Consider the following 4,157-nt stretch of genomic DNA (forward strand, 5'->3'; position numbering starts at 1 on the left):
CGCCACCACCATGTTGGGGCCGCGATAATGCGTCGACAAATAGCCGCGCAGCGTGTCGCGATCGAATTCCTTCAGGGTCTTTGCCGTACCGAGCAGCGAACGGCCCATCGGCTGATCCGGGTAACACAATTCGTTGAGATGCTCGAACACCACGTCGTCGGGGGTGTCCTGGGCGGCGCCGATCTCCTGCACGATGACGTTCTTTTCCCGCTCCAGTTCGTCCGGCACGAAGGAGGGATTGGCGAGGATGTCGGACAGCACGTCGAGCGCCAGCGGCACATCCGCCTTCAGCACCCGGGCGTAGTAGGCCGTGGTCTCGGTCGAGGTGCCGGCGTTGAGGTCGCCGCCGACCGCCTCGATTTCCTCGACGATCTCGCGCGACGAGCGCCGCGTGGTGCCCTTGAACGCCATATGCTCGAGGAGATGCGAGATGCCGTGCTCGTTCGGCTTTTCGTCACGGCCGCCGACGCCGGTCCATACCCCGAGCGCCGCGGTCTCCAGATGCGGCATGGTGTCGGTGATCACCGTCAGGCCGGAGGGAAGCTTGGTAACATCGACACTCATCCGGCAACTCCTTGTTTCGCGGCGCGGCTGACCGAGCGCACGAACGCTTCGACTTCAACCTGATCGTTCTTCATGACCTTGATATGCTCGGGCCTCGTCATCAGGCCGTCGAGCCAGGCCGGCAATTCCGGCCGCACCCCGCAGGCGGCTTGCACCGCATCGGGGAATTTCGCGGCATGCGCGGTCGACAGCACGATGTTGGGGATCGTCGAATCCGCGGTGTCGCGGTCGGCGACCGCCAGCGCCACCGCGGTATGCGGATCGACCAGATCGCCGGCCTCGCGCCAGGCGGCGCGGATCGCGGCTGCGGTCTCGGTTTCATCAGCGCGGCCGGCGTCGAATTCGGCGCGGATCGCCGCCAAGGTCGCATCCGGCAGCACGAACCGTCCGGATTGCTTCAATGATTCCATCAGCCGGCGAACGCCGGCGGCGTCGCGCCCGCTCGCCTCGAACAACAGGCGCTCGAAATTCGACGAGATTTGAATATCCATCGACGGCGAGGCGGATGCATGAACCTCGCGGACCTCGTAGATGCCGGTCTTGAGCGTGCGCGGCAGGATGTCGTTGACGTTGGCGGCGATCCGCAGCCAACGCACCGGCAGGCCCATCTTCTTCGCGACATAACCCGCAAAGATGTCGCCGAAATTCCCCGTCGGTACGGTGAAATCCACCGCGCGTGCCGGCGCGCCGAGCGCGACGGCGGAGGTGAAGTAATACACCACCTGGGCGACGATCCGCGCCCAGTTGATCGAATTCACTCCCGACAGCGCCACCGCGTCGCGAAAGCTGTGGTGGTTGAACAGCGCCTTCACGATCGCCTGGCAATCATCAAAGGTGCCTTCGATCGCCAGCGCATGAACGTTGGCCGCACCGGTCGTCGTCATCATCCGCCGTTGCACGTCGGACACCCGGCCTTGCGGGAACAGCACCACCAGATCGACATTGTCGAGACCCGCGAACGCATCGACCGCGGCGCCGCCGGTATCGCCCGAGGTCGCAACCACGATGGTGGTGCGCTGCGCGCGTTTGGCCAGCACGTGATCCATCAGCCGCGAGATCAACTGCATCGCGACGTCCTTGAACGCCAGGGTCGGACCGTGAAACAACTCCAGCAGGAATTGATTGGGACCGATCTGGTCCAGCGGCACCACGGCGGGATGGCGGAACGTCGCATAGGCCTCGTTGGCCATGCGGCCGAGATCGGCGTCGGAAATCTCGTCGCCGACAAACGGCCTGATCACCTCAACCGCGACTTCCCAATAGGGCCGGCCGAAGAAGCCCGCGATGGTCTCGCGTGAAAGCTGCGGCCACACGTCAGGCACATAGAGGCCGCCGTCGCGGGCAAGCCCGGTCAGCATCACATCGCAAAAACCCAGTATGGGGGCCTCCCCCCGGGTCGAAATATACCGCGTCAAAGCACCCTCCAAAGGCGGCAGGAAACCCGCCAAGCCTTTGATATCAAATGAAGATCGATCACGCCCCCGGCGTCATCGGCTGGCCACCATAAAGCGTTTTCGGTGGCAGGGGAAATGCCGAAACAGGGCATAACAGCGTTCACTGGTCACTCTGACCTGTTACCTATGTCGCCGGTCTGGAGCGATCTTCACCCTCCTCGGGAGGGTAGAAAAGAAACGATGCCCAAAGCCGTCATTGCGGGAAGCCAGACATCATGTTGGACCGCCTAGCCCAAGGCTTTCCTTAACCCCCAATCGCCACGCCGCAAGGATCCGTTCGCCAATGCGGGGATATTTCGATTTCTTCTTGAAATGCTTCCCTGCTTCAGAGGAAACGTCGGAAATCACATCTGCCGTCTCTTCGAAAATCCTCGAGATCATGGTCGCTCCCAGGTCCGCGCGGGTTTGACCAAGCCTGATCAGCGCCCGGCGATCCGGCCACTTCTTGGAGCCTTCCAGAGTGAGCGCCATCACGTCGGCCGGTATGTAGGCTGTGGTCGTGATTAAATCGTAGACCGGCGCGAGTTGTGCGGCTCCCTCTACATCCGAATAGATGATTCCAAAGTTTTTAAGATGAGCATCGCCGTTCCGAATGGCGCAGTTCAGGACGAACAGTCTGAACAGGTCGGTAAGGGCTTTTGGCCGATCCATCGCGCGAATGAATTGCCTTGTGCGCCCAAAGAGTCTGGTTTCGTATCCTCCGTCGTATTTGCGGGATGCAGGAAGGCCGTTGAGCACACAAAAATCTTCGAATCCGAAATACGTGCCATCGGTTCCGAGATCGAAACGTTTGATGACCAGGGCATGTCCTGATTCCGACAGGCTGAATTCAGGGACCGCAAACTTAAGCCGCTTCGCGATTTCGAGACAGAAGAATTCATTTACGGCAAGTTCGGGATATTCGGCCGGGTCCCAGAATTTCACGATATGCGTGGCACTTTTGAAACTCGAAGAGTGGCGCAGAGCACTTTCTTCTTCGGCTCGTATCATTACTTTTGGCTGTACGCCCGACAGGCCGGAATGAATTGCAAACTTCTCGATCAGATAGTCGAAAAGCTCACTGGTTCCTTTCGATTCGAGAATCTCCTCAATGGATTGAAACGGCACATCTTCGGATAGCGGCTCGGCAAATTCGGAGTAGCGAAGACGACCAATCTGGGTTTCGCCGACCAGACTGAGCAAATCAAAATTATCGAAACTTCCAAGGGTCTTGGCAAACTGTCGCATCAAGCGCTCCCGGAGTACGCCTTCCGGAAGATTCATCTCGAATACGGGGGCCAAGCCGTTGATGGTGTCCCAGGACGCCGTTCGGCTTGGCATCGTAACGGAAACGGCAAGTCCGGGCGCGGTCGCAGGGTCGTAAGCGAAGGTAGATCCTCTCGTCTTGAAACGATCGAGCGTTCCGACCGATTTACCGTCGACCCAAACGCGAAGCATTTTCGTCCTCCTCTACCAAGTCTTCCAGAGTGGGACGGCTATCGTTCAACTGGGTGACGCGAAGATCCAGACCCAGCGCGTTCATGACTCGCATCAGGTTTTTAAATCCGATGTCCGAAATTCGTCCGTTCTCAAGGGCGTCCAGCCGAGCCCTGCTGACTTTCGATCGTTGAACGAGCTCGCCTTGGGACAGCTTCTGAGCGCGCCTGGTTTTCTTGACCAGACCACCAAGATCGATAAGCTCCATCGCTTTGCCTCTTATAAGATGCAATATTGGAAATATGTTATAATTGCCTCTTATAAGAGGCGAACCGGCAGATGTAAATGCCTTATAAAAGAGGCAAATTCTCTTTCTGACGACCAATGCCTTATACATGAGGCATAAACCCGCCGCGAGTTCCCGATTCGATCGCTGGCGTCTCGAGATACTGGATGCCCGCCGGAGCCTGTCATCGGGCGCGCATTCGCGCGACCCGGTGGCGGGCATGACAGGTGGATACACCTCCGCGTTCTCGCGGCACACTGCGCCCGAGTTTTGCAAATCCGTTCGCCCCAAAAAAGAGAGGGCGCAGTGCGATCCCAAGAGGGACGCAGGCGACCCTCAAGAGAGGGCGCAGGGAAGACCGGGTGCGCGCTGCACCCGCGATCTCATGTGCAAAGGCAAAACAGGAAAACGCACATGAGCATACAGGTTCAGCGGAA

At 59.2% G+C, this 4,157-nt stretch carries 4 protein-coding genes; all 4 read right to left on the bottom strand.

The window, feature by feature from the left end; genetic code table 11:
- Positions 1–564 (bottom strand): M16 family metallopeptidase (locus GSQ88_RS30145; protein ID WP_174248147.1); only part of this gene is annotated, 564 nt, incomplete at its 3' end.
- Positions 561–1,979, bottom strand: a complete 1,419-nt coding sequence (gene thrC, locus GSQ88_RS30150; protein ID WP_174248148.1) for a threonine synthase — start codon at positions 1,977–1,979, stop codon at positions 561–563. The genes thrC and GSQ88_RS30145, both read right to left, overlap by 4 nt.
- 252 nt (positions 1,980–2,231) lie before the next feature.
- Positions 2,232–3,455, bottom strand: coding sequence for a type II toxin-antitoxin system HipA family toxin (locus GSQ88_RS30155; protein WP_159011449.1), 1,224 nt, complete (start codon positions 3,453–3,455; stop codon positions 2,232–2,234).
- Positions 3,430–3,702, bottom strand: a complete 273-nt coding sequence (locus GSQ88_RS30160; RefSeq protein WP_159011451.1) for an XRE family transcriptional regulator — start codon at positions 3,700–3,702, stop codon at positions 3,430–3,432. The genes GSQ88_RS30155 and GSQ88_RS30160 overlap by 26 nt, the downstream gene beginning before the upstream one ends.
- Between the last annotated feature and the right edge of the window lie 455 nt (positions 3,703–4,157).

The sequence above is a fragment of the Bradyrhizobium sp. S69 genome, assembly GCF_009766005.1.
Taxonomy (GTDB): Bacteria; Pseudomonadota; Alphaproteobacteria; order Rhizobiales; family Xanthobacteraceae; genus Bradyrhizobium.